The 26,730-nt window shown below is 41.6% G+C and carries 18 protein-coding genes, 1 pseudogene and 1 CRISPR repeat array; of the genes and pseudogenes, 7 read left to right on the top strand and 12 right to left on the bottom strand.

Annotated elements, in window-relative coordinates:
* Positions 1 to 42: 42 nt before the first annotated feature.
* The 6 genes from GTQ43_RS22835 to GTQ43_RS22810 all read right to left on the bottom strand — a co-directional run bounded on the left by GTQ43_RS22835 (position 43) and on the right by GTQ43_RS22810 (position 6,173).
* The gene (locus tag GTQ43_RS22835; RefSeq protein ID WP_265275020.1) at positions 43 to 1,545 is read right to left on the bottom strand and encodes an Ig-like domain-containing protein; all 1,503 of its coding nucleotides are present in this window, start codon (positions 1,543 to 1,545) and stop codon (positions 43 to 45) included.
* A 31-nt stretch (positions 1,546 to 1,576) separates the two neighbouring features.
* Positions 1,577 to 2,341 (bottom strand): TIGR03943 family putative permease subunit, encoded by a 765-nt coding sequence (locus GTQ43_RS22830; RefSeq protein ID WP_265275019.1) that lies wholly within the window; start codon positions 2,339 to 2,341, stop codon positions 1,577 to 1,579.
* A gap of 32 nt (positions 2,342 to 2,373) precedes the next feature.
* Positions 2,374 to 3,429, bottom strand: a complete 1,056-nt coding sequence (locus GTQ43_RS22825; protein ID WP_265275018.1) for a permease — start codon at positions 3,427 to 3,429, stop codon at positions 2,374 to 2,376.
* Between the two features lie 599 nt (positions 3,430 to 4,028).
* Complete coding sequence (locus GTQ43_RS22820; RefSeq protein ID WP_414859154.1) at positions 4,029 to 5,036, bottom strand: WD40 repeat domain-containing protein; 1,008 nt, start codon at positions 5,034 to 5,036, stop codon at positions 4,029 to 4,031.
* Between the two features lie 168 nt (positions 5,037 to 5,204).
* The gene (locus GTQ43_RS22815) at positions 5,205 to 5,498 is read right to left on the bottom strand and encodes a hypothetical protein (RefSeq protein ID WP_265275016.1); all 294 of its coding nucleotides are present in this window, start codon (positions 5,496 to 5,498) and stop codon (positions 5,205 to 5,207) included.
* Positions 5,499 to 6,002: 504 nt separating this feature from the next.
* Positions 6,003 to 6,173, bottom strand: a complete 171-nt coding sequence (locus tag GTQ43_RS22810) for a chlorophyll a/b-binding protein (RefSeq protein ID WP_012410338.1) — start codon at positions 6,171 to 6,173, stop codon at positions 6,003 to 6,005.
* A gap of 420 nt (positions 6,174 to 6,593) precedes the next feature.
* Here GTQ43_RS22810 and ald point away from each other — a divergent pair, with 420 nt between their 5' ends.
* Entirely contained in the window at positions 6,594 to 7,685 is a 1,092-nt protein-coding gene (ald, locus tag GTQ43_RS22805; protein WP_265275015.1) for an alanine dehydrogenase, read from the top strand.
* 375 nt (positions 7,686 to 8,060) lie between these two features.
* A CRISPR array of direct repeats spans positions 8,061 to 11,270; the repeat unit is 37 nt; unit sequence ATTGCAATTTATCAAAATCCCTATTAGGGATTGAAAC.
* Between the two features lie 356 nt (positions 11,271 to 11,626).
* Here the strand turns inward: ald and dusB are convergent.
* The 3 genes and pseudogenes from dusB to GTQ43_RS22790 all read right to left on the bottom strand — a co-directional run bounded on the left by dusB (position 11,627) and on the right by GTQ43_RS22790 (position 14,547).
* On the bottom strand, positions 11,627 to 12,682 hold the full coding sequence (gene dusB / locus GTQ43_RS22800; RefSeq protein WP_265275014.1) for a tRNA dihydrouridine synthase DusB: 1,056 nt from the start codon (positions 12,680 to 12,682) through the stop codon (positions 11,627 to 11,629).
* 76 nt (positions 12,683 to 12,758) lie between these two features.
* A pseudogene (locus tag GTQ43_RS22795) lies at positions 12,759 to 13,568 on the bottom strand (Rpn family recombination-promoting nuclease/putative transposase).
* Positions 13,569 to 13,689: 121 nt separating this feature from the next.
* Positions 13,690 to 14,547 (bottom strand): acyl-CoA desaturase, encoded by an 858-nt coding sequence (locus tag GTQ43_RS22790; protein ID WP_265275013.1) that lies wholly within the window; start codon positions 14,545 to 14,547, stop codon positions 13,690 to 13,692.
* Positions 14,548 to 14,719: 172 nt separating this feature from the next.
* Here GTQ43_RS22790 and GTQ43_RS22785 point away from each other — a divergent pair, with 172 nt between their 5' ends.
* Positions 14,720 to 15,949, top strand: a complete 1,230-nt coding sequence (locus tag GTQ43_RS22785; protein ID WP_265275012.1) for a TetR family transcriptional regulator — start codon at positions 14,720 to 14,722, stop codon at positions 15,947 to 15,949.
* A 79-nt stretch (positions 15,950 to 16,028) separates the two neighbouring features.
* Here GTQ43_RS22785 and GTQ43_RS22780 read toward each other — a convergent pair whose 3' ends face one another.
* The gene (locus GTQ43_RS22780) at positions 16,029 to 16,451 is read right to left on the bottom strand and encodes a hypothetical protein (RefSeq protein ID WP_265275011.1); all 423 of its coding nucleotides are present in this window, start codon (positions 16,449 to 16,451) and stop codon (positions 16,029 to 16,031) included.
* A gap of 681 nt (positions 16,452 to 17,132) precedes the next feature.
* Between GTQ43_RS22780 and GTQ43_RS22775 the strand changes: the two genes are divergently transcribed.
* Positions 17,133 to 17,543, top strand: coding sequence for a hypothetical protein (locus tag GTQ43_RS22775; protein ID WP_265275010.1), 411 nt, complete (start codon positions 17,133 to 17,135; stop codon positions 17,541 to 17,543).
* A 324-nt stretch (positions 17,544 to 17,867) separates the two neighbouring features.
* Here GTQ43_RS22775 and GTQ43_RS22770 read toward each other — a convergent pair whose 3' ends face one another.
* Entirely contained in the window at positions 17,868 to 18,050 is a 183-nt protein-coding gene (locus GTQ43_RS22770) for a DUF6887 family protein (RefSeq protein ID WP_414859132.1), read from the bottom strand.
* Between the two features lie 7 nt (positions 18,051 to 18,057).
* Entirely contained in the window at positions 18,058 to 20,001 is a 1,944-nt protein-coding gene (locus GTQ43_RS22765) for a DUF1565 domain-containing protein (RefSeq protein ID WP_265275009.1), read from the bottom strand.
* Positions 20,002 to 20,595: 594 nt separating this feature from the next.
* Here GTQ43_RS22765 and GTQ43_RS22760 point away from each other — a divergent pair.
* From GTQ43_RS22760 to GTQ43_RS22745, 4 genes are all read left to right on the top strand, one after another.
* On the top strand, positions 20,596 to 21,711 hold the full coding sequence (locus GTQ43_RS22760; protein WP_265275008.1) for a thiamine phosphate synthase: 1,116 nt from the start codon (positions 20,596 to 20,598) through the stop codon (positions 21,709 to 21,711).
* A gap of 61 nt (positions 21,712 to 21,772) precedes the next feature.
* Positions 21,773 to 21,985, top strand: a complete 213-nt coding sequence (thiS, locus tag GTQ43_RS22755; RefSeq protein ID WP_265275007.1) for a sulfur carrier protein ThiS — start codon at positions 21,773 to 21,775, stop codon at positions 21,983 to 21,985.
* Positions 21,986 to 22,161: 176 nt separating this feature from the next.
* Positions 22,162 to 22,500: a CU044_2847 family protein gene (locus GTQ43_RS22750; protein WP_265275006.1), complete on the top strand. Its 339-nt coding sequence runs from the start codon at positions 22,162 to 22,164 to the stop codon at positions 22,498 to 22,500.
* Entirely contained in the window at positions 22,484 to 26,725 is a 4,242-nt protein-coding gene (locus GTQ43_RS22745; protein WP_265275005.1) for an eIF2A-related protein, read from the top strand. Before GTQ43_RS22750 ends, GTQ43_RS22745 begins: the two co-directional genes overlap by 17 nt.
* Positions 26,726 to 26,730 lie beyond the last annotated feature (5 nt).

Below are 26,730 nucleotides of genomic sequence, written 5' to 3'. Positions count from 1 at the left end.
ATACCTTAACTGACCTTCTGAAATGGACTTAGAATTATTCGCTCAAGGTAGCCAACGTGGATGAAATCCGGCTAAGGGTAGTTGTTCTGGTCTAATTTCAACAGTTGCAGCATCAGCAATGGGTAACAGAGGCATTAACCACAGGCTACTGGTAGCGATCGCATCTCCATCATCAGTTTTTAAAGTATTTGGCGGTAATGATGCTGGGGGGTTTGTCTGCGGTACTACTTGGTCAAATAACAAGCCCAAACCGTCAGAAGATAAACTCATTTGCACATTCCGTTGAGCGGGAGGCAATACTAGCAAGGGTTTCTGTTTACCAGTTTTTAGATCAATTGCCACTACATAAGGCTGTTCTATGTATTGTTCTTTAGATATTAGCTGTGTTAGCAAGCAGTAAAGGGTTGGTGAGGCGATGTCAAATTGGCAGCTGAGAATTGAGCCTGTTGTTTTTAATAATTGTTTCTGCACACCTTGGTTTGTCACTAAAAACAAATCTCGCGTGTAATCTGTATTAAATTTGACCATCGCTGCTTGAGAACCATCTTTAGAGAAAGCCTGTACCAAACCGAACTGCGGTAGAAAATCTAGGGGTTTTGTGGCATCACCTTGCAGTGGTAATATTGCTGCTCCTTGACCTTGGGCAACTGCTACGGCTTTACTATCTGGTGTGATCATAAAGTCTCCCCCCGGTTGACTTTTTAGACGTTTAGGGGTGGGTTTTTCTGCTGAATTATCGTCGCTGGTTGCGGGCATAAACCACAGTCCAAAGTCGCCGGGATTAGTTTTGTTTCCCCTCTGGATGACAATAGTTTGCCCATCAGGTGATAAGTCAAATTTCAGGTTTTCATAATCTTTACTATCTAAAACTAGGTCAACTTTGCCTACTGGTTCTGCTTGTTGTCCAGATTTACTAGAAACGCCTGTTGTGACTGTGTACAGCTGGGCTGAAAGTAAGTCTTGGTTTTTGCTGGCGCGAGCCGAAAATAAAATTTTCTCCCCATCTGGAAATGACTCAAAGTCCATTGCTATCAAGTCTTTGGGGGTAAGTATCCTTTTTTGCTCTTGGGTTAAGTTATAAAGAACTAATCGTCCCTGTTCTTCTTTATCGGTTCCTATGTAAAGAATGACGCGATCGCGTGTGCGGAAATTCCCTGTAAAAGGCTGGTTCGTTCGATTGTTGCCTTCTTGCTCTGCAAACTTATCTTTGGCTCCCTGTAACTGCACTTTATAATTCGTGCCATAAGGTGCGGGTGTTAGCAGTGTATAAACCATCCGCCGCCCAGCCCAACTGAATTTACCTGCTAGGGGTGGATCGATTTTCAAGTTATCCTCTACGGTTTTTATTTCCATTGGGCGGCTGAAGGTGAGGGTGAAGGAGTTATCTTCCGCCCCAATCTGTTGGTTTTGCCAGGTAAAGTCCCGCACACGAGCAGTTACCACATCACCTTGCAATATGATTAACCCAATTAGCACACTCAGCATTAGCATCAGTGCGATCGCTATCCGATCTAGTGGTTGAATAAATGCTTTAGATTTAATCATTTCTTCTTAAACATTGGGCATTGAGCATTGACTAATAACTATATGGATTTTGGGGTTGAGGAATCTTTTTGAGAGAGGTAGCGGCAATAGTAAGTTGGCGTTTACCTGCCAAATTTTCTGTCACCATTTGTCCTTCTACTTCCAGCCAGATATCAGCGGAATAAGTTTCTTGATCGTTTGGGAGTTTGACGGGTAATCCTACAGGGTAAGCATCTGCTGCACAACAAGTTAAGACAAATCGGGCTAAGAACAAATATTCTTTTCCTATATCTGACGGGTGAATAACAAATCCCTGCACCTTGACTTTTTGCCCTGTATATGTATCTGGCTCTGGATAGACATTAACAGTGCGTACCCAGTCTACAAGCGATCGCTCTTCTGGACGAACAGTAGCCCGAAAAGCTTGGGGTTTGACGCGTGTAGTTCCCAGTAAATCAGCTGTTACGCCCCTTTGCAGTGCTTTGTCACTAGCAAAAACTTGCGGTGTAAACATGAAACCTAGAATCGCTGCAATCAATAACAAAGAACTGCCCCAACCAGGGGGAAATAAACTAATGTGCTGGGCATTTGGCATAACATCACGGCGACGGCGTAGCCAAAGTTCCTGCATTTTGAATAAACCAATAATAATCAAGCTGATACCAGTCACAACTACAAACAAAATGTAATTGGGGTGAATCAACAGGTTCAGCTTATTAGTTAGCCAATATTTCAACATCAAAAGACCCCAAGCCGTAATCGCTAGGGCATCCAGCCAAGGGAGGAACAGATTAGATTTGGGATTTTTATTAGTCATTGGTCATTAGTCATTAGTCATTAGTCATTTTTTTAAAGGACATGCAAGTTCATGAAAAGAGTTAACACAAATGTTAATTGTGCTGCTAAAGCAAATAAGTAAAAAACAGTTTTGGGTTTAAAAATGGATAACATCAAACCAATGCCTTTGATGTCAATCATTGGGCCAAATACTAGAAATGCTAACAAAGAACCACTGCTAAAGGTTGAGGCAAAAGACAGGGCAAAGAAAGAATCGACTGTAGAACAAATTGATACCACCACTGCTAAGATCAGCATGACCACAATCGAGCTAATCGGCCCAGCACCCAGAGTCAAGATCATTTCACGGGGGGCTAGGATTTGAATAGCAGCAGCGATCGCACTTCCTAAAATCATTACTCCACCCAATTCCCGGAATTCTTGGATGCTATTATCTACCACTAGCCGCAGTTTATCTGCAAGGGGTTTATTGGTATTAGCAACTGAGGTGTTCTCCTGTGCTAAATTAGCATCTATCCGCAGAGGTATACCTGCTTTTCCTCCTAAGATATAAGTCCCCGATTGCAAGATATTGGGTATCGCTTCTTGCTGTTCTACTTGGTAACGCTTACCACGGCGTTTGGTTTCAGCCTGCGCGGGCGGGTTAAACTTCATATACCGCGCGATCGCAGGTTGGATTATCGGATTTAAGTCCTTTTGAAAACTGAAAACAAAACCAACAATTGTGGCAATTGCTAGGGAAAATACAACTCGTAAGACAACTATTTCTGGCTGATCTCGAAATGCTGTCCAAGTTGACCAAATTACAATTGGGTTAATTGTTGGTGCTGCTAGCAAAAAACCAATTGCGACTGGTGTAGGTACTCCCTGAATTAGGAACCGCCGCGCTACCGGTACATTCCCGCACTCACACACCGGAAATAAAAAGCCAATCATGCTGCCAACTAAAGCACCTAAGAGCGGATTTTTGGGCATTTTTTCTACTAATTTGCGCTCATCAACAAAAAACAGCAGCAAACTGGAGAATAAAACCCCAATAAGTAAAAAAGGCATCGCCTCGACTAGCAGACTTAAAAATAGCGTAAAACCATTGTTCAATTGATTCATGAGCGTCGCAGTCAAAAGCGGTTTTTAGTTTTAGAGTTCTGCCTAGTCATTCTATCGAAATGGGGATCAAAAGCAGTTCGGGAAAATTAAACATCATTTAAGTAGCAAGTTCTCCTACGTTTAAAATAGCGCTTCAGCGCTACAAACCTTTGCTTCAGCCAAGATGGTGATTTTTACCTGAGTGCATTTACCGACGATAACCATTTCTAAGATTGTCTAATTTGAGAAATTGTTCCGAGTCTAGAGGGCAAGTAGCTGCATAGATGATTGGGAATTGCCTATGTTTATACTTACAGTAATTTCTAGATAAGATATTAACTTGGCTGTATTTTCATCAAGTATTCACAGTTGTGCAACAATTGGGGACACCAAATAGCCCGTCGTAGACATCGCTTTTGGTTGCTACGATCGTTGATTTTGGGTAGTTCTGGCAAAATCTAATCTGAGCTTTGGTTGATTTTCTACTATAAAAACTCTAAAAAGGCAAGACCAAAGTTTAGCAAACATAGTAAATGCTTGCAATATCTTCGCCAATGATTTTTAGGTAGGAGTATGCATCTACATTAATTTCCCCTACTGTGTGTAGTTTTGCGTAAGTCCTAATGACGTTTTTGTGGAGTTCCCCAAATCTTGATTTGTTTGTCAAATCCACCACTGGCAAGAATTTTACCATTTGGACTAAAAGCGATCGCGCTTACCCAGTCTGTATGTCCACTCAGTGTATTTATTAACTCACCTGTAGTTAAGTTCCACAACTTAATCCCATCTTTACCGGCACTAGCAAGGGTTTGTCCGTCGGGGTTAATGGCGATCGCATTTACCCAGTTATTATGTCCTGTGAGGGTGCGGACTAATTCTCCAGTATTAATATTCCACAATTTGACTGTGCGATCGCGGCTTGCACTAACTAATGTTTCTCCATCTGGTGTAAAGACTACAGCGCTAACGGAATTAGAATGAGCTACAAATTCACTGATTAATTTACCAGTACTCAAATTCCACAGCTTGATTACACCCTTATTATCACCACTAGCTAAAGTCTGTCCATCAGGGCTAATGGCTAGGGTATAAATCAAATTATCAAAGCTTACTAGAGTCCCTAGAGGACGCTGCTGTAGTAAATCCCATAGACGAATCCCATCCAAAGCTCCACTAATCAGAATTTTACTATCAGGAGACACCGCTAAAGATAATACATTACTGGTATGTCCGACAAAAGAGCGGCTAAATTTCAAATTTTTCAGGCTCCAGAGGTTAATCGTGTTGTCATCACTACAACTAGCGAGGGTTTGTCCATCTGGTGAAATCACTAAAGACTCTACAGCCGCTTTGTGTGCTTTGTTAATATCCCCCAACTTTTTGCCATTTGTTAGATTCCAAAGGCGAATAACACCCTCGTTTTCTGCACCTCCACTCACCAGAATTCTGCTATCTGGAGTGAAAGCAAGGGATTTAACAGTTCCGTCATGTCCTTTGAGTGTGTAAAGTAGTTGGGCGTTTGCAAAGCTGTTAGTAGTTTGGGAATTTTGTGTTACTTCAACGGCAGCATGAGCTTTACGAACGTAAAACCCTCCCCAGGTAATTACTGGGAGGGCGATAGCTGCCATAAATGCCAGGATAATATTCGGCCGTAAAAAATTACCCCCACCTCTTCCCTCACTACTCACACTTTTTCCTCACTTTTTATATACAAATAAATCCTGTAGAGTTATGAATTAATAACTCACAACTCTTGTACAGACGCCATTAATCGCGTCTCTCCTAACTCAAGACTCTTAAAGAGGTGGTTTTTTCTTAGAAACGCTTAACATTGGTAAAGGCGCACTAGAAGAACGAGAAGGCAAATAATGTTGCACTACAGGTTCCTCTGGTAAAGACCGGCGCTGCTGGAAACGCCACAATTTAAAGGCTAGCGCTACGCCTGTTGTTCCCAAACCAAAAGCGAACAACGACCAGCTATCATTCAATCCACCAATCAGGGCATCCATAGCGCCCATCGTCACCAATATACTGATTAGTGGCTCTTTTCGGTAGGTTGACTTCAAAAAACGAGGTAATACAGCATTCATCACAGCTTGGTTGGTTCCAGTTCAGCTTTTGTATATATTTATCAAGAATACATCACCCGTAATTTGCCTTTCTCATCCAAGGCAGACACTAAATTATGATTTTTGTTAGTTGGGGAGGAATTACACTCACTAATTGGCTTACATATATTAGTTGCAAGTCTATGATATTTCAATCACTAATAGGTATTTTCATTCCTCTCTTGCTTACATTCTAGGGCAATAATTTACGAATAAGTCTAATTTAGAGTATCTAGGGTTAAGTAAGTACTTGGACAGAATTAATTACACAATGTCATTGCGAATGAAGCAAATCCTAATGAAGCAATCCCAACCCTTGCGATCGCAACTCTTGGAGACGCTCCGCTCGCAATGACTGTAAATATTTTTGTGCAACTACTTACTTCGCTATTAATTGTCTAAGTCAAAACCAACTGGGTTGTTCCATCTGGTTGAAACTCTTTTAATTACTAGCTGACAACTTGCATTTTCTGCTAGTTGGTGGTACTACTTCAGACCCAGCCATGATAGCACTCCTTGATTGGTGACATATTCAATCACCAGCATCAAAGCAAAGCCAATCATTGCCGCTCGACCATTTAAGCGTTCTGCATACTCATTAAAGCCAAACTTTGGCTCCTCTAGTTTAGGTGTAATTGTTGGTTGTGTTTGTGTCATTTTTTTTAGAAACCTTTTTTCGGCAAACGGGAGTTGATATGAGACTTCACAGCAGTTATCAGGTATAAGCGGCAAAGGTTAAAGGAATTAACTGGTTGTTTTTCCCTTAACCTTTACCCTACACTTGCCAATTTATGAGCTAATTGCAGTGCTTGAATGCCAAGAATGACTCGATCAATTCAGCAAAAGCTTCCTAGTAGGGAGCTATACAATCACTCTTTTAATAAATTGTTACTATTCTTTATATATTGTATAAACACTGGGGTAATAGTCAAGGGCTTGAGTTTGGGGCTACTCAGATTAAATTGAGAAACTTAGAACAGAGATTAGCTATCTGTAATACAGCTATCTCCAATAGATCAGTAGCAAGCTTGAGATTCCCAGGCTAGAGTTAAACAAAAAAATTATCAGAGGCGATATATGGAAATCGGGGTTCCGAAGGAAAATAAGGATCAAGAATTTCGTGTCGGGTTAAGTCCTTCTAGTGTGCGGGTGCTGCGAGAAAATGGTCATAGCATCTTCGTCGAGACACAAGCAGGTAATGGTGCTGGATTTTCAGATGATGACTATAAAAGTGCTGGAGCCGAGATTGTCCCCACATCAGAGACAGCTTGGAATCGGGAATTGGTGGTGAAAGTCAAAGAGCCTTTGATATCTGAGTATAAATTTTTGCAGAAAGGGCAGATATTATTTACTTATTTACATTTAGCCGCCGATCGCAAATTGACAGAGCATTTAATTGATTGTGGCACAACTGCGATCGCCTACGAAACTGTAGAACAACCTGGTGCTAACAAACTCCCTTTGCTCACCCCCATGAGCGTAATTGCTGGTCGGCTAGCGGTACAATTTGGGGCGAGATTCCTAGAACGTCAGCAAGGTGGTAGAGGATTACTTTTAGGCGGTGTCCCTGGAGTCAAGCCTGGTAAAGTAGTAATTTTAGGTGGCGGCGCTGTGGGTACAGAAGCGGCTAAAATTGCGGTGGGCGTGGGTGCGATCGTGCAGATTTTAGATGTGAGTGTCGATCGCTTATCTTACCTAGAAACCCTCTTTGGCTCTAGAGTTGAATTACTTTACAGCAACTCTGCTCATATTGAAGCCGCAGTGATTGAAGCCGATTTGCTCATCGGTGCAGTTTTAGTGTTAGGACGTAGAGCGCCAACATTAGTATCGCGCGAATTGGTTAAACAAATGCGTCCTGGTTCGGTAATAGTTGATGTAGCCGTTGATCAAGGTGGTTGTATCGAAACCTTACGCGCCACATCTCATACAAATCCGGTATACGTTGAAGAGGGCGTGGTGCATTATGGCGTTCCCAATATGCCAGGAGCAGTACCTTGGACAGCAACTCAGGCACTCAATAACAGTACATTACCTTATATTGTCCAGTTGGCGAATTTGGGAATTATGGCTTTGGAAGTTAACCCAGCCTTAGCTAAGGGTGTGAATGTGCAGAATCATCGCTTAGTGCATCCGGCTGTGCAAGAGGTATTCCCTGATTTGGTAAGTTAAGGTGTGCAAGTATTAGGCGATCGCTTATTTTATTAATTGAGGTAGCGATCGCCACTGTCCCCTGCGACAATTACTTTACCTTCTATTGGGCGATCGCTTATTTTATTAATTGAGTTAGCGATCGCCTATCAGACTAATTTTCTTGCCTGATGCGCGGATGGGTGGGTGTACAAAATCAGAAGGGGCAAAAAATGGCTGCTGCTCAATCTATACAAGGCTTTCAGAGCAAAAGCACTTTTAAACCATCCGCGCACCTTATGGGTACTGGCTTTCAGCAATTTGCATCTTGTGCTATTACTATTCCCTGTGTTATGATTTACCTGTTCGCGCAACTGCACCTTGAAAACCAAATACAGCAAGGCTTTTAGACCTCAGCTTGCAATTTATCAAAATCCCTATTAGGGATTGAAACAAGTTTTATAAACTCATCCCTGGTAAAATGTCATTGCAATTTATCAAAATCCCTATTAGGGATTGAAACGAACACTTGTAGAGCCTTCAACTTGTCTACCAAATTATTGCAATTTATCAAAATCCCTATTAGGGATTGAAACGCCGTTGTTTTCTCGTTTCCTGCCGTTGCTCAAGAATTGCAATTTATCAAAATCCCTATTAGGGATTGAAACCTCAAGCCATAAGTCCATACCTGGGTAATCGTTGATTGCAATTTATCAAAATCCCTATTAGGGATTGAAACATTGATTTTCTCTAAGAATTCTCCAGTTGGGTAAAATTGCAATTTATCAAAATCCCTATTAGGGATTGAAACTGCACCTATTTCATTATCGTTGGGGCTATCCAGAAATAGATTGCAATTTATCAAAATCCCTATTAGGGATTGAAACGAAATGTGCCAGGAAGAATCGGGACACGGCAAGTGAATTGCAATTTATCAAAATCCCTATTAGGGATTGAAACACTGAATAGGGGGATGGTAGCGAGTACTGTATTGATTGCAATTTATCAAAATCCCTATTAGGGATTGAAACGCCGATATTGCCTCATATATAGAAGGCCGTCAAGTTATTGCAATTTATCAAAATCCCTATTAGGGATTGAAACTGGGCTGCTACTTCTGAAGTTTCTCTTGCAGTTGAATTGCAATTTATCAAAATCCCTATTAGGGATTGAAACTTGCTTCCAATCTTGAAGAAGCTTACAAGCAAGTTAAAATTGCAATTTATCAAAATCCCTATTAGGGATTGAAACTTTTTGGTCACTACCGTTTAGGAGTTGTGTTTCCAATTGCAATTTATCAAAATCCCTATTAGGGATTGAAACATCACCTTCTGATAAGCAATTATTCAAAGTGTTTAAATTGCAATTTATCAAAATCCCTATTAGGGATTGAAACTCAATAGATTAGATAAAAGTTTAACCTCTGCTAAAAATTGCAATTTATCAAAATCCCTATTAGGGATTGAAACTATGTGGCTTTCGTTCCCAGGTAGCGTCTTTGAATTGCAATTTATCAAAATCCCTATTAGGGATTGAAACGAAAGTCCTTGGTGTGATTCTGATGGAGAAATTCACATTGCAATTTATCAAAATCCCTATTAGGGATTGAAACAGGCCGAGTAACTTTCCCTGTGCCTCGCCAAAAATTGCAATTTATCAAAATCCCTATTAGGGATTGAAACGCTAAAATCCGCTCTGGGAGAAGATTTTGGCTGTATTGCAATTTATCAAAATCCCTATTAGGGATTGAAACTGGGCAACGCTTCCCCCGAAACCAAATTCTACAAATTGCAATTTATCAAAATCCCTATTAGGGATTGAAACCGCTATGCTGCGAGTAAATCTGCAACAATTGAAATTGCAATTTATCAAAATCCCTATTAGGGATTGAAACTTCAGCCTTCCCTTAGTATTAGCTTTTCTAAAAGTGAATTGCAATTTATCAAAATCCCTATTAGGGATTGAAACAACAATTATAATCTTGGATATAATTCTCTCCCATAATTGCAATTTATCAAAATCCCTATTAGGGATTGAAACTTTTCTAGCCTCGTAGCTAGCCCATTGACTTGGGCAGATTGCAATTTATCAAAATCCCTATTAGGGATTGAAACTTGACTTGCAGTATCTCGAAATCTCATTAAGAACCATTGCAATTTATCAAAATCCCTATTAGGGATTGAAACGAAATATTCAATGCTGTTCTTGAACTGTCAGCTAAAATTGCAATTTATCAAAATCCCTATTAGGGATTGAAACCCTTTAACCGCCGATTCATAATCAGTAAATACAGATTGCAATTTATCAAAATCCCTATTAGGGATTGAAACGCGTTCTTGAAAATCTGACCATTTCAGCCTACAAGATTGCAATTTATCAAAATCCCTATTAGGGATTGAAACTAACAAACCGGAGGCATACAGTACATTTGTACTATATTGCAATTTATCAAAATCCCTATTAGGGATTGAAACAGCTTGGCTTTATGGTGTTTCTCACCCTTCGGAAGGATTGCAATTTATCAAAATCCCTATTAGGGATTGAAACAAATTGATATGCAGCTTCCGCATCTGCGAAGTTGTATTGATTGCAATTTATCAAAATCCCTATTAGGGATTGAAACCAAATATACAAAGCTTCCTTCGCATATCCATAGAATTGCAATTTATCAAAATCCCTATTAGGGATTGAAACACGCCACCACGGGGAGCAAACCCTAATTTTTCTAATTGCAATTTATCAAAATCCCTATTAGGGATTGAAACTTGGCTTCTGTGGGGTTACTACAACCCCTTCTTTGGATTGCAATTTATCAAAATCCCTATTAGGGATTGAAACGATTAAGTTGTTGGGGCGACTGTGTTGATAGTTGTGTATTGCAATTTATCAAAATCCCTATTAGGGATTGAAACCGGTGCGATCGCCCAGTGGTAGCAGTGCCACATACATTGCAATTTATCAAAATCCCTATTAGGGATTGAAACTCTGCCCCTTGGACTGCTTTTTGCTCTTGGATCGATTGCAATTTATCAAAATCCCTATTAGGGATTGAAACCTAAATATCTGAACTGAGATAACGATTCAGCACTATTGCAATTTATCAAAATCCCTATTAGGGATTGAAACCTGGGGAAGAATACCAAAGCCTTGTAAAGCCAACTATTGCAATTTATCAAAATCCCTATTAGGGATTGAAACACTGATTTATTTGGATCTGGTGCAACGTTTTCAGGATTGCAATTTATCAAAATCCCTATTAGGGATTGAAACGGAAACAAATAATGCGCGAACCCTAAATGAAGGAATTGCAATTTATCAAAATCCCTATTAGGGATTGAAACTTTTTTTACTGGCAGCAGTCATCGCATTAGATACTATTGCAATTTATCAAAATCCCTATTAGGGATTGAAACTCTGGATTGGCTCCAGAAAAATTTAGCTTCATTGATTGCAATTTATCAAAATCCCTATTAGGGATTGAAACCTTATTCAGGGTATTCCATATCTTTTGACCAGTCTATTGCAATTTATCAAAATCCCTATTAGGGATTGAAACCCACAAGGCTCTCCATTTAAGCCTTGACATTCAAATTGCAATTTATCAAAATCCCTATTAGGGATTGAAACTGATAATTTGCTTCGCCAATACTATCGGCAATGAATTGCAATTTATCAAAATCCCTATAAAAAGTTAAATTGGTTTGGAGATTTGACATTGCAATTAAACAAAACCCTTATTAGATATCTCCAAAAATTAAATATGCGTTATTCAAAAGTATTGTATGAACTTATACCAATTTTGAAGATGCACATAATAAGTCCCCCCAACACATCGGGGGGACGGCGTAGCCGGGGGGTAAATATATGCAGCTTCACAAAGAAACGGTATTAGTAGTGCTATATCTATTTTTTACCAGGTTTCTAAAATAGCAAAATCTAAGCGATCGCGTCACTTTTAGTAAACAATAATATTAATCAACTTTTTAAAGCATTACCAAACTATCTTGTGCTTCTTCCTCTAATTCATAACCATTAGCCAGTTTTTCAATAGCTTGATCGATCATTGCCAAACCTTGATCTACCTTTTCAACCAAACTTAGTTGTCCTCGGAGTTCGGCAGCACCTACGAAACCCTTAGCATACCAAGTCATGTGCTTACGGGCTTGACGTACACCGCGATCGCCTTTATATTCCCATAAGGCTTGTAAATGATCCCTTGCACATTCCAAACGCTGAATCGGGCTAGGTATCGGTAATATCTCCCCAGTTTTCAGGAAATGATCGATTTCTCCCACCAAAAACGGATAACCCAAAGTCCCACGGGAACACATCACGCCATCAGCACCAGTTTGTTCTAAACATCTCACCGCCGCTTCAACTGAGAAAATATCTCCATTCCCAATTACTGGGATAGAAAGCACTTCTTTTACACGAGTAATCCATTCCCAACGGGCATTACCATTGTATCCTTGAGCGCGGGTGCGTCCGTGGACTGTGATCATTTTTGCCCCTGCATCTTCCATCCGCTTGGCAAAGTCGAGAATAGTAATTTCGTTGTCATTCCAGCCAATACGGGTTTTAACTGTCACAGGGACATCAACAGCTTTTACCACCTCTCGGACAATTGCTTCTGCTACTTCTGGTTGGCGCAACAACGAAGAACCGCCACCATTTTTAGTGATTTTATTTACCGGACAACCCATATTAATATCAACAGTATCAGCACCTTCGGCAACTGCCTTAATTGCTGCTTCTGCCAAAAAATCGGGACGGCAATCAAATAGCTGAACGCTTATTGGGCGTTCATTGGGATCTACCTCCATGATTTTGGGTAACTGCTTGACATAATGCAATCCTGTAGCATTCACCATTTCGGTATACATCATTGAATCTGGGGCATAGCGACGCACGAGACGGCGAAACACCATATCCGTCACTCCAGATAAAGGCGACTGGAGAACCCGACTTTTTACCTCGAATGTGCCAATTTTCAGGGGTTGAGAAAGTCTAGCTTGGAGAATGGGGGAGAGCGAAATCATACAAAAAATTAAAACTTATGGGAATGGAAAATAACAGGAATACTTAGAGATATCTGTGATCAGTGCTAATTGTCGGTTACGTATCCTGACTTGGAGGCTGTTTTTGTATTTCTTGCTGAACGTCTTCTAAATTCAAACCTAACTCTTTCGCTGTTTCTTCATAACTCAATCCTAATCTCAACAACAAAGGTATTATTTTAAACTTTTCTTCACGCGCTCCTTCTTGCTTGCCTTCTTGTTTACCTTCTTGATAAACTCGTGTTTGTTTCAAATCACTTAACCCAAACATACCTTCAATCTCCTCTCGACTTATCGTCGGAAACTTATAAACTAATATTGTCTCTATCAATTCTAGTAACTGCCGCCGTTGTGGTTCGATGTTGATTTCTTGCTGGGTTCTCTCTATTAACTGCCTAGCAGCTATAATTGCTGTCTCTTCTTCATCGACGACTAATTTTATCGTAGCAATTCCAACTGGCTATGATGCAGTTTCACCTAATTCATTAAGATAAATGCGACTGATGCGCTGGCTAGCAAAAAATTCACTGTAATTATTGATATCTGCTGTATCTAAACTGCGATTGGGATAGATAACTACTCCTCGCCAAGGATTTTTAGGTTTATTTTGGCGTAAGTATAAAGAAATTTCTGAAAATAAGCGTGAATAAATTTCTGTGTCAGTTTGAAACTGGACTTCAACAAAGTAAATCGGATTTTCTTCTCCTTGTACTGGGAGAAAAACACCATCTATACGGAATGCAGTTTGCTTGATTTCAATTGAGGAGAATTGATAAGTCTCTGCTGTTTGGGGAAGATTGCCAATTAATTCAAAAAAGATGCCAGGAAGTTTTTGAAAAAGGCGATAAAAAATACTGTCAGTTTTCACACTTGATGTATTGCAGTGATTTAACTCGTTAGATTTTACCGTAAAATACTACTGATAAAAATTAGTAAGCCGACTGCGGGAAACAATCGGCATAACAAATTCATGATAATTTAATTGCAATTTAGCCGTGAGTTGCACCTTGAGGGGGACGTGAAACAACTTTTTTGGCTAAACCCAAAGTCTGCAAAACTAGGATACTCCACCAAGTAACATCAATTTCCCACCAAGACAACCCAGATTTTGCCATGTGGGGATAAGTATGATGGTTGTTGTGCCATCCTTCTCCATAAGTGACGATGGATACCCACCAAAGGTTACGAGCGCCATCATTTGCATCAAAGGTGCGATAACCCCACAGGTGTGATGCTGAGTTCACAAACCAAGTTGAGTGCCAAAGCAAGACACATCTAAGAAACACACCATAAAATACAAAAGGCCATCCTCCTAAAGCATATAGAAGCAGTGCGAAGGGTATTTGCAACAGCAAAAAGTAGCGATCCAGCCAACAATAGAAGGGTTGTCTAGCTAGATCGGGGGCATATTTCTTATAGGTTTCATAGTCAAAAAATTCGGGACGCGGGTAGAAAATCCACAAGATATGGCTCCACCAAAATCCTTTTTGGGCAGAGTAGGGGTCTAAGTCTATATCTTCTGTGTGAGCGTGATGTTGGCGGTGTCCACCTACCCAAAAAATTGGCCCACCTTGCAAAGCCAGCGCTCCAATGAGGGCGATCGCATACTCTAACCACTTAGGTACTTGGAAACTCTTATGGCTCAGTAGTCTATGATATCCCAGGCAAATACCAATGCTCCCGAATAACCAGTGGAGAAACACTAGCAAACCTAATGCTGGCCAGGAAAAAAACCAAGGAGCCAGAAGTGCTAAGGCATGAAATGTAGCAAAAAATACTACATTTGTCCAACTGAGTTGAGGTGAGTTGCCTCTCTCAGGGGCGATCGCCCCAAAATTTGCGGTCATAAAAATTCCTGTTGATGGATGAGAAAGCGATTTGCTTTTTCTTGGGCATAATCCCACAGGGATTTAACCGCTCTGTACACCAGTTCGTTACAGTAGAGTAAAGCAAGTATCACTTACATTTGTTATGCTAGCAGAACTCTGATATCCGTGCAAGTGCCACTTGCATTTTTCTATGTCTTCTCACCTTATTTCCACTCGTCAACGCCTGATCCAAGCTGCACTTGAGTTGTTTTCTGCTCAGGGAGTTAGCGCTACCACAACCCGTCAAATTGCTGAAAAAGCTGAAGTCAATGAAGTGACTCTATTTCGGAATTTTGGCAATAAGCACGGACTGCTTTTAGCTGTGCTGGAAGAGTCCGCAGCCTTTAAGGATTTAGGTGAGTCGCTAGTGCGGCGGGCAATGCCTCCTGGTAATGTCTACCAAGCTCTGAAAGATTATGCAAGTGATAGCTTGCACGCATTAGAACGAGTACCAGAGTTCGTCCGATCTGTGGTAGGTGAAGCCGACCAATTCCCGGCAGAAAATCGCCGCGCACTAGGCAGGGGAGTAACAGAGGCAAACCGCTATGTAGCTCAGTATTTAGCTACTGTAATCCAGCAAGGACACCTAAATACCTATTTACCCGCAGAAAAATTAGCCAGTTTGCTAAATGGGATGATCTTGGGATATGCCGTAATTGAGTTCACCAGCGAATTTCACGAACTTTGGGAGGATCGAGATGATTTTCTGGAAAATTTGGTGGAGTTGTTTTTACATGGAGCCATGTCATCAACAGCCGAATCAGCAACAAACTGTTTTCAAGGAGGGTTCAATACCACAGAAGTAGCTGATTTACCAGCTAGTTTAGTTAACGAAATTCTGCAACAAGCCAGGAAGTCGGGAATCCGAGATTATGCCTTGGCTTATGTGTTATTTGGGGCTGGGTTATCCGCCACAGAAATAATTCGCTTGGAGCGATCGCACCAAATCTACGATCCTCAAGGGCACTTCCTGCAAATCACAATCCCCGGATTTGCCCGTCAAGTGCCCGTAAATCAGTGGATTTTGGGCAAACGCTACGGCTCTTTTACTAATAATCCCTTAATTAAATGGCTGAAAAGTCGTAAAGATACTCAAACAGCTATGTTTCTAAATGAAACCGGCACACCCATGTCAGAATTAGAGCTTCAGGCACGTTGGCAAGCGTGGAGTGAGGGACTATTAACTCCCCAAGGACAAACACCAGCGATCGCCCAGGCACAACAAACCTGGCGTGTAGAAATGTTAATGCGGGGAATTAGCTTAGAAAACCTGATTATTCTAACAGGTTGCGATCGCGCTCAATTACAACTTTATGTCCGCCGAGCTAAAGAAAAAGCCGCCCTAGAGCAAGCCACTCGTTTGGATCATAAGCCGGGATAGGGGAGTGGGGAGATTACTTATCAGTGAACAATAACTGATGACTGATAACTGAATCGGTCAGGATGATGCAGTTAAACGATTAAGGTAAAACAACAGAAGTTTCTTTACCATTGCTGTTTGCACCATTCAAGAATGTAGCTGTACTCTCAGATGGGGATTGGGTGTTGCTCGAACGGCGTGATAATTTCTTGCGTGGCTTGCCTCCCGCCTGGATATATTGCAAACTGTCTTTGCCATAATGGGTTGCCACACTCATTAACATCCTTTCAGAGTAGCCGCGCAATTCTTCTTCAATTAGAGAGAGGCGACCTGCCATTTCATCTATGCTAGAGAGTGAAGTGTTGTAGGTTGATAGCTGAGTTTGCAAGGTTTGGATGCGGCTGTCGTAGTCTGTCAAACTCAATCCGTTGCCAAATTCTAGCGTAGGGCTAATTGATCGCATTCCTGCAATTCGACGTAGAGCTTTTTCAAGAGTGGGTGAACTGCGTTTTAGTCGTGCCATGAAATGCGCTCCTGAAGGAGGTTATAGGGTTACTGCATATACTCTAGCCAATGCAACTATAAACTTCTGTGAGAGATAATTCGGAAAAATTAAAGCAAATTAAGATCGACCTAATTATTTTTAGTTGATTGTACTGAGATACTTATTAAACTTGTTACAAAAGTTACGCTAAATAAACGTGAGTTCGACAAGTCTTATTTGACCTCTCCCCCAGCCCCTCTCCGATGCGGAGAGGGGAGCAAAAAGCCTAAATTGTTGCTCCTCCCTTTCCGTTTCGGAGAGGGAGGCTGGGAGGGAGAGGTTCATCGAACTCACGTTAAATAAGCAACAGATACCTCAAAGTCATGTTGAGGTACTTTAAAATCGTGTTGGAGTACTTCTAAGTCATGTTGAGGTACTTTGAAATCGTGTTGGAGTACTTCTAAGTCATGTTGAGGTACTTTAAAATCGTGTTGGAGTACTTCTAAGTCATGTTGAGGTACTTTGAAATCGTGTTGGAGTACTTTAAAGTCATGTTGAGGTACTTTGAAATCGTGTTGGAGTACTTTAAAGTCATGTTGAGGTACTTTGAAATCGTGTTGGAGTATTAGATGATGGTTTTTCTTAGCTTAACCCAACTTACGGCAAAGGCGATCGCGCACAAAAGTATCATAAAATGTGCATTTTAGCAGGGAGGTTCGGATGAAAAACTTTGTTCCAACAAGTATTGCATTGGCAAGTCTTGTGCTGCTTGCTGCGTCCGCAGCGCCCATACACGCGCAATGTGCCGCGCCGAAGTATGTTAGCGGAGTTTGGAAGGCGAATGATGGGGGCACATACCACCTTAATGCCATCGGCAGTACCATTTGGTGGGTCGGAATGAGCGGTGACGACGGTCGTTCCTGGACGAACGTGTTCAAAGGTACGCGAAACGGCAATATTATTGATGGGGAGTGGGCCGACGTTCGTGGACAAGCGTGGGGACATGGAACGCTCAAGCTACGGATTTCGGGTACAACTTTTATGGAGAAGATCAACGGCACTGGTAGCGGATTCGGCGGGATTCGTTGGGGCCGTGGCGGATGTAACGACACGCAAGGCAACCCGGGGTAGTGTGAAGTTAGCTGCAACTAAGGGCAAACTAAACAGTTTAGTTTATATAAGCGCAGCAAGCTTGTCGAACATAACCTGCCATCATATATTAATGGGGGAAAGGGGTAAAGTCTAATAGGGCAATCACTTTCTCAGTAATTGGTAAAACGGAAAAAACTGAGCCTGCTGTATCCAGACGCAAGTCGCCAAATCAGCGTAGATGGGTGTGCGATCGCGGGAATATTCAAGAAGATGATGGCTCAAAGCAAGTCCCAAAATTCACATTGAGTCAAGCTGCTAAATTGAAAAAACCCCGTTACTGGAATGTCAGTAACGGGTTCTATGTTAACTACCTTGATTAATACGCCGTTTTAACTCAGCCTCTAATTGTTCTGGAGTGCTGACCACTACCCCCGGTTTGGCTCTCATGATGCTGAGGTAATGCTGAAATGCCTCCTCATCCTGGGGGTTTAATATCACATATTGTCTTAATTCTTGCTCATTAAGTATCTTTTGCCCAATGCCCAATGCCCGACTAATTTAACGGCTCCATAATGGCTCTTAAACCTTTACTAGAGAGGGTTTTGAGCATTTCTTTAGCGTTATATTCGCTACTAAATACTCCTGCTTGCATCACTTTTTGACCTTCCCAAACGGTGGGAAACGCACCAGGAACAAGCGATCGCACTAAATCTTTATCCCTGTCAGTTGCGAGGGGAACAACTACGCGATAAAGGATACCTAACTGTGTCGCAGAGTTACCGCCATCAGGAATACTTGCAGAACTTGTTTGCATATTGGGAGTATTACTAATGGGGATATCGCTATCAGGAAGTGGTAAAAGTGCTGAAGCATTTGGGGCAGTAGCTTCTACTATTGGTAATGTCTGCTGTGTTTGATTCCTTGTGCTGGCAACTGAATTAGATGGGTACTCAGGGGCAGTAAACTCAATGGTATTAGGAGCAATCTGCACATAATTTAACTGTGGTGTATTAGTCGGTTGTACTGGGCTGGAAGTTGTAACTTTTGAAGTATTAATTGGTATTTGTCTAGATGATAAGCTGCTAGGAATAGGAAATCTAGCAACTTTATAAGTGGATGGCTGTTGATTGGAGATGGATGCCGAAAGTGGTATGTTTGCAGGCAACAATGGCAGCAGTTGACTGTTTAATTGTCCAGGAACAGGATTACTGGGTGAAATGGTGTTGCTGGGTAATAGCGCTGTTTGATCGTTGGTAGTTTCAGATATTTCGGGAGCCGAGAAGGTAATTTCCCCTGTTGGTGGTATTTCTCGTAAGACATTGTTGGGAGCCGGAGCAGGTTGAGAATTTTGAGTTGCTAGTGCGATTGTCCCGTTTATATCTACTTTGCCAGTGATGCGATCGCTCACAAGATTGTTACCACCAGCCGAAATCACCTGTTTAGCAGCGCTGGCATTAATGTCGTAGCGGGCGTTATTTTGAAATTGATTACCCCCAGGTTCCGATGCATTACCCAAATCTGGCATTGCTTGAGCGATCGCAACTAAACCATCTTCTTTATTATTTTGAATAATATTATTTCGTAAAATCGGGCGGGCTTTTGCTTGCACAACAATTCCCGATCTATTGTTCTGAATTTGATTACCTATGACTACAGGAGCGGCATTTTGGGCAATATTGATCCCAAAACCCGTTTGATGAAAGACATTTTCCTTCACTTGGGGACTGGAGTTACCAGCAATTGTCATGCCATTGGCTCCATTGCGATCGAAGTAATTCTTGCTAATAGTGGGTGCAGCATTCCCACTGACAGAGATACCATCTTGAGTACTGCCAGTAAATGTATTTTCTGTGATTACCGGATTGCTAGATTCAATCCATAAACCGTAACCACGGGGATTTGAGTTTGTCACTGTCACCCCAATGAGGAAGGCTTGGCTTGCTCCCACAATTGTGACGTTTTGACCGGCAAAGCTGCGGCTCAGGTAATCACCACCTCCCTGAATAATAATGTCCTTACCTTGATTGCTAGGGTTGCCTTGAATTGAAACACCCGGTTTCAGTATTAAGGGAAATTCCTCGCCTGTATCGGCGCTATAAGTGCCCGTGGAGAGCATAATTACAGTATTGGCGTTAGCTAATTGCAACGCATGGGTAATGGTTTTCATCGGAGCGGATTGGCTACCATTACCTGCCTTGTCATCTCCACTATTGGGGTTAACAAACAGCACGTTAGCCTGAGAATTGGTTTTCTCACCTAGAGGTGCTGAATTTGGTGTTGATGGGATCTGAGCGATGCCTTCTCTACGAGAGGCTCTGCCAACGGCGAGATCCGCTAACGCGCTACCCAGAAACGCTATACTTGCCGCTCCCATGCTTACGGTAATAGATAATACTGAAAAACTCAAAAATAAAAGCCTTGCTGATTTCATAAGCTTGAGCCTTGCAAGCATAATTTCTCCTCTACGGTACTGAGAAAACACAATATAGTGAATCATATTTAACATAACCCCTAAGAAGTAACAATAAATTCTTACACTCTTAGAGAATATTATGTCGATAATATTACCCACATATTGACCAATTGGCGATTTTTAATCCAGGGCAATAAATGATATTCTGTCTGTTCACTTGAGGGGAGGCAAAATAGACTTACTCTCAAAGAGCTTTTCATTATTCACATCTGACAATCCCCACCGCAAAATCGAATTTCAAGGCTAACAGTTTACATTCCTCTCAATAGGACTAATTGAAGAAGAATTCCGAATTTAAGTCCAATTTTCTGGTATGTGCCTTCTGGCTAGTCCAGTGCGGCGGAAATAAACCACCCATTCCAAATCAATGAAACCCTCATGCTGTATTCGTTTTTAATTTTTAATTTTTAATTTTTAATTCCGCCCTGCGGTACTAGTCCTTTGTAAGCTCGTTCTTTACCCTAAAATACTTGACTAACCTTAGTGCAAAACTGTAGCCTCAAACTACACTTATCACTGCCTATAGGAACATGGGATAATTTACCGTAACCTTAACTGCTACGTTGCTCTGCGTAAATTTTGCCAAGATTAAGTAAAAAAAAGCAAATTAATTAACTTATGGTTACTAGGAAATATGATAATTCACACTTTGATGAAAGCACTAACGGGGTTGTTGTAATGGTCGAGCCATACAGCCAAAAAGAGCAAGTACTGCAAGTTGTCTATCGCATTTTAGATGCCAATTTAGACCGTGCCCGTGAAGGCTTGCGAATTATTGAAGAATGGTGTCGCTTTGGCTTGAATAATGCCCAGTTATCTCTTGAATGTAAGCGCCTACGACAAGAATTAGCCAAATTGCATACCCCAGAATTGCGGGCGGCGCGAGATACACCAGGCGATCCTGGGACTGAGTTAACTCATCCTCAAGAAGAAGAACGAGCTAGTATAAAATCGGTATTGCAAGCTAACTTTTGTCGTGTCGAAGAAGCCTTGCGGGTGTTGGAAGAATACAGCAAGCTAACCCTGCCAAGTATGGCTAAAGCTTGTAAGCAGATGCGTTATCAGGTTTATACCCTAGAAAGTAGTTTAATGGGTCATCAGCGCCATCAATTATTGTGGCGATCGCGTTTGTATCTTGTTACTTCCCCACATGAAAATTTGTTGAACAACGTCGAAGCTGCACTTAAAGGGGGATTAACGCTTCTACAGTACCGCGACAAAACCGCTGATGATTCTTTGCGTCTGGAACAAGCGAGAAAACTCCGGCAGTTATGCCATATTTACGGTGCTTTGTTCATTGTTAACGATCGCGTGGATCTCGCTCTGGCTGTCGATGCCGATGGGGTACATCTAGGACAACAAGATATGCCCATTGCTGTGGCTCGGCAATTACTCGGTTCGCAGCGTTTGATAGGTCTTTCTACCACAAATAAAGAAGAAATGCAAGGGGCAATTGCTGAAGGTGTAGATTACATTGGTGTGGGGCCAGTTTATGAAACTCCGACGAAAGTAGGTAAGGCAGCCACAGGTTTAGAATATGTCAGCTATGCAGCCAAAAATTGCTCAATTCCCTGGTTTGCCATTGGGGGAATAGATGCCAATAATATCAATGATGCGATCGATGCTGGAGCCGAACGTGTGGCGGTAGTGCGATCGCTCATGCAAGCCGAACAGCCTACCCTGGTAACACAATATTTGCTTTCCCAACTCAATCGCATTAAACCAGAACTTTAAAAGAGTCGTTAGCCCAAAGCGAGTAACCAATACCCCATTCCCAATTCCCCACACCACATTTATGTCTAATGAGATTACGATTCAGGTAAATGGGGAAACCCATAGCTGTTTGTTTCAAACTTCTTTACCCGATTTGCTCCAAGAACTGGGTTTTAACCCCCGCTTGGTGGCTGTAGAATATAACGGCGAAATTTTACACCGCCAGTTTTGGACGGATACAAAAGTGCAACCAGGCGATCGCTTAGAAGTGGTAACTATTGTTGGTGGTGGTTAAGTCTGTTTCAACCTCAAGGGTTTTTGGCATATTTCGGAATCAACCTATTTGGGGTGGCAAAATGCGCGTGAGTTTCTAAAAGTTGCATTATCTGGGAACTTAAAGTAATACAAAGCTCTCTATAATCTGTATATATAGAATTTTACGTATTTATACCCAAATCTTGTAAATTTATTGTGAAACAGATAATAGAATTTCCTCTTGAAAGTGGCGAATCCATTTTTGTTGAAGTAGACGAAGCCGCACAGATTGACGATCGCATCGGTTTGCGAGATCAAATGGTTGATAAAGCTACGCAAACTTTTGAGTCAGCTTTAGAAACCGTTAAGCCCATAGCTAATGCAATTATTACCAAAATCGGTAGTCTCAAACAACCAGCAGATGAAGTAGAAGTCAAGTTTGGTATCAAAATTAGCGCTCAACTTGGGGCAGTTGTAGCTTCTGGCAATAGTGAAGTCAACTATGAAATCACTTTGAAGTGGAAAAAAGATTCACAAAATGGTAGCACCCCTTGAGTCATCTATTGTCAGAATTTACTCTAACAGTAACAAGGGCAAAGTAATTGGTGCTGGCTTCTTAGTTTCTCAAAAGTACATCATCACCTGCGCTCATGTGGTAGCTGATGCTTTGGGACTTACCAGAACAACTGCTCAAATGCCAGATGCAGAAATCACCTTGGATTTTCCGTTAGTTGCACCCAAACAACTGCTCAAAGCTAAGGTTGTTTTCTGGCTACCTGTAAATCCGAGTGTGGAATTAGAAGATATTGCCGGATTAGAGTTAGCACTTTCTCCCCCAAATCAGGCTCTAATAGCACCATTAATTACATCTGATGAATGGGCGGGACATCCTTTCCGAGTATTTGGTTTTCCCGCAGGACAACCAGATGGTGTTTGGGCTAACGGCGTTTTACGCGGACGCACGGGTAAAAGTTGGGTGCAACTAGAGGATGAGAAACAAACAGGTTATGCATTAAAGCCGGGTTTCAGTGGTGCGCCAATCTGGGATGGTGAGCTTCAGGGTGTAGTAGGAATAGCAGTAGCGGCAGATATCAACCAACCAGATGCTAAAGTTGGGTTTATGATTCCCACACGGGTGCTGGTGATAGCATGGTCTATATTGAGCGAGCAAGCTATTGCTTCGTGTCCCTATCGTGGTTTATTTGCTTTTCGGGAAGAAGACGCACGATTTTTCTTTGGGCGGGATATTTTCACCCAGAAACTTGTAGATACAGTCCAAAAACAATCATTAGTAGCGGTAATTGGGGCTTCTGGTAGTGGTAAATCTAGTGTAGTGTTTGCGGGTTTGATTCCTAATTTACGCCAACAAAGCAATTGGCTAATTGAGTCCTTTCGCCCAAAAACTCATCCTGTAGATGAACTTGCAGCAGTAATTGTGCGCCTACGCGAACCAGAGAAGGGAAAGACGCAACAGGATATTGAGGCAGGAAAGTTAGCTTGTGGGTTGCGATCGCAACAAGTAGCAGCACATACTGTTTTATCCCGAATTTTGTCAGAGAACGATAATAAGCGGCTATTACTGGTAGTCGATCAATTTGAGGAACTTTACGCTTCTTGCTCAGATATTCAAGAGCGCCAATTATTTTTAAATCAACTATTAGAAGCGGCTAACCTAGTAGACAATTTTACCCTTTTGTTGACCTTGCGGGCTGACTTTCTGGGATATGCGCTTTTAGATTATCGCTTTGCCAATGCTTTGCAGAATGCTGATTTAAAACTTGCGCCAATGAACCGAGAAGAATTGCAGCAAGCGATCGCTCTACCTGCAAACAAGCAAGGGGTAAGGTTAGAAGAGGGTCTTGTGAAGCAGATTCTCCAAGCGGTGGTAGATTCACCAGGGAATTTGCCTTTACTAGAATTTACTTTGACGCAACTATGGGCAGAACAGCAAAATCGTCAAATGACTCATGCTGCTTATGAAGCAATTGGCGGTGTAGAAAAGTCTTTGGCGAATCATGCAGAAGCCGAGTTTGCCAAGCTAAAGCCCAAGGAACAACAACAAGCACAGCAAATATTTGTCCAGCTAGTGCGTCCTGGGGAAGGGACACAAGACACACGCCGACTAGCTACTAGAAATGAGGTAGGAGATAATTGGGATTTAGTTAAGCGTCTAGCTGATGCGCGGCTAGTGGTAACTGGACTTAATGACACTGCTGGCAAAAAACAAGAAACAGTAGAAATTGTCCATGAAACCTTGATTCGGGAATGGGGACAACTGCATAGATGGATGGAAAGCGATCGCTCTTTCCGCACTTGGCAAGAAGTATTGCGATCGACAATGCGTCAGTGGGAAAATGCCGAACAAGATAAGGAGTCATTGCTGCGAGGTGTCCAGCTAGGGGAAGCGGAAAATTGGCTCCAGCAGCGCCAAGATGAGTTGAGCAAAGCAGAGCAAGATTTTATCCAGCAGAGTTTAGCATTGCGCGATCGCGATCGCAAACAGAAGGAACGCCGCCGTAAACTTACTCTATTTGGGCTGACAAGTGGTTTACTAGTAGTCTCAATGCTGGCTATGGTTGCATTTTGGCTACGATGGACAGCCCAAGTTGAAGCCTCTGGAGTCACTGCATTAAAAAATTTTGAGTCTGGCGATGGAGAAATCGAGTCTTTAATGTCAGCAATGGAAGCCGGACAAGAGATTCAAAAGATGGCTTTTTGGAATAGTAATTGTTTGCAAGATTGTCCAGCCACAAGTCCTCTGCTAGCTTTGCAGAAGATTCTGGATAATATTCATCAAACAAATCAAATCAATACTTACCAAAGAGGTGTAAACAGTATCCGTTTTATTTTTAATAAAACGAGTAAACAAAAAGAAGAGTTAATTGTTGCTGGTGGAGAAGATGGCACGGTCAAGTGGTGGGATTATCAGAACAAAAAATTGAAAACATTGAAAAATTCCAAACTGGACAAGAACAGTATCAAAAGTATCGATTTTAACGAAGATCAAACAATATTGGCGACAGGTACAAGTAATGGTTGGGTAAAACTGTGGGATGTCTCAAAGATGTGGAATTTTTTATCAGCAGATCAGAATTGGTCTCCACTTTCCATAACATCTATACATCATCAATGTGAAATAAAAGAATACGACTTAGCAAAAGAGGATGATAAATGTAGTGTTAACAATGTTCGTTTTCTTCCCAAGATAAATCTGTTGGCAACAACTGGAGATGATGGCTACGTCAGACTGTGGACTCTCCAAGGAAAAATTTTTAAAACAATACCTGCTCACAGCAGTAAGATCAAAAGCCTTAATCCCAATCCTTATAATGACCAGCAATTTGCCACGGCTGGAGAGGATGGTCTAGCAAAGCTTTGGGATATCAACAAGACAGAACCGATAGCAATATTTAAAGGTCATAAATGCAATATCAAAGACACTAAAAAATGTAGTGTTAACAGTGTCTGGTTTCACCCCAAAGAAAAGCAACTTGCGACAGCTGGAGATGATGGTACTGTCAGGCTGTGGGATTTTTCAGGAAAAGAACTGACAGAAAAAAAATTTGAGGCTCACCCTGAAGGTGTTGAGACAGTTCGTATTAAAGATGGGCTGATTGCTACATCGGCTAGCGATGGCAAAGTCAGGCTGTGGAAGGATTTTAACAGAACACTGCAAGCAGAATTTAAGGGTCATCAGGGCAGTGTTGTCAGCACTCGCTTTAATCCAAAGGGCGATACTCTTGCCACTGCTGGAAAAGATGATGGTACGGTGAGATTCTGGGCAGTTCCAGGAAAATCATTAATCAAACCCAAAAACCCCTTAATCGAACTAGAGGAGAATGAAAAAGGTGTTGGTAGTGTTCGTTTTAGCCCAGATAGCAAGTTAATGATTACAGCTTCATATGATGACTATATTAGGCTTTGGAACCTCGAAGGTAAGCTGGTAAGAAAATTCAAAGCCGATCAAGGCGGTGTCAATACTGTACGTTTTAGCCCAGACAAAGCTAAAAACCTAATTGTTACAGGTGGAAAAGATGGCACAATAAAGCTCTGGACGCGCACCGGAGAACAGTTAAAGCCTTTGAAACCTTTCGAGGGGCATTCTCAAGCAGTACGGACTATCAATTTTAACAATGAAGGGGATAGGCTTGTTACTGCTGGAGATGATGGCATAGCAAAAGTGTGGGATCTCAAAGGAAACAAGTTGCAAGAATTTAAACAGCAAGGCAAGGTTGAAACTACTAGATTTAGTCCAGATGGCAAGCTGCTAGCTACAGTTGGAGAAAATGGGACGGCATTGCTGTGGGATATTAATGGCAAGCTGCTTAAAAAATTGACGGGGCATAAAGGCTATGTTAACACTGTCAGTTTTAGCCCTAACGAGAATAAATTGGCTACATCTGGAGATGATGGTACTGTCAGGCTATGGGATTTTTCAGGAAAGCAGTTAAAAGAATTTAAGACTTATGAAGGCAGAGTCACACACATAAATTTCAGCCCAGATGGTAAACTACTGGCTACATCTTCAGCAAACTACACAACTAGGTTGTGGAATTTATCAGGACAACAAGTAGCAGAATTTAGAGGTCATCAAGGCTTTGTGAGAGGTGCAGGTTTTAGCCCCGATGGTAAACTGCTAGCTATAGCCACTCAAGACAATACGGTAATTGTGTGGCGTATCCGGGGATTAGATGAACTGTTGCATGAAGGATGCGATCGCCTTAAAGATTACCTTAAAACTAATCCTGATGAAAAGAAAAAACTGAGCGTATGCCCATAAAAATA

Origin of the sequence: Nostoc sp. KVJ3, assembly GCF_026127265.1 — a bacterium.
Classification (GTDB): Bacteria; Cyanobacteriota; Cyanobacteriia; order Cyanobacteriales; family Nostocaceae; genus Nostoc.
The sequence above is the reverse complement of the archived record's forward strand: the minus strand, read 5'-3'. Positions and strand labels throughout refer to the sequence as shown.